The sequence below is a fragment of the Planomonospora algeriensis genome (assembly GCF_977012225.1).
Genome location: NZ_CDRNDK010001015.1, coordinates 1 through 699 on the forward strand (window position 1 = coordinate 1; position 699 = coordinate 699).

Annotated in this window: 1 pseudogene; it reads left to right on the plus strand. The window is 70.4% G+C overall.

Going from position 1 to position 699, the window contains the following annotated elements:
• Window positions 1-482: 482 nt before the first annotated feature.
• Window positions 483-699, plus strand: a pseudogene (locus ACWJ6R_RS37525) (hypothetical protein); the annotation flags it as partial.

Genomic DNA, 699 nt, shown 5'->3' on the forward strand with positions numbered 1-699 from the left:
GGACGCGCGCCCGGCGTGGGACGCCCGCCCCCGGCCGGCGGGCAGGCCGCCGCTCGGCTATCTGATCACGCGGCGGATCATCTTCGGGGGCACGATCGTTCTCTGCGCCGCGGTGTTCCTCGCGCTGGTCGTGGCGGCGTGGCGGCAGTGGGGTCCGGCCGGCCTGCCGTACTGACGGCTCCGGCGCCGCGGCGCCATCGAGATGTCACCGGCCGGATCGCGTGGTGCCGAGCATGCCGGCCGGGTGGGCGGAGAGGGGTGGGGTGAGAGGAGTGCGAGTGATGTCAAATCATCGTTTGCTGCCCTTGTATACATATGGGGCTTGTCCAGTGGCCGGCGGAAGCTGGGGGCGTAGGCTGGCTGGGAGAAGCGGCCCACGGTTTGAGGTGTCGACCGTATCCGGTCCCGGAGGCCGGCCGCGCGGCGTCCCCCAGGTGATCTCCGACGGTTACCGATCATGGGCCGCGAAGGGGGAAACCATGATGATCGCAAAGATTCGGCGTGCCGCAGTGGTCGCGGGCGCCGTCGCGGCCCTCGGGCTCACCGGGCAGGGCGGTGTCCTGGCCGACAGCGGCGATGACGGCCACCCGTACCCCTACGGGGGCTCCGGCTACTCGCAGGGCGGCTACGGGAACTACGGCGGTCACGGATACGGCGGTTACGGCAAGCACAAGAACAACTACGGCGGTTACGGCAACT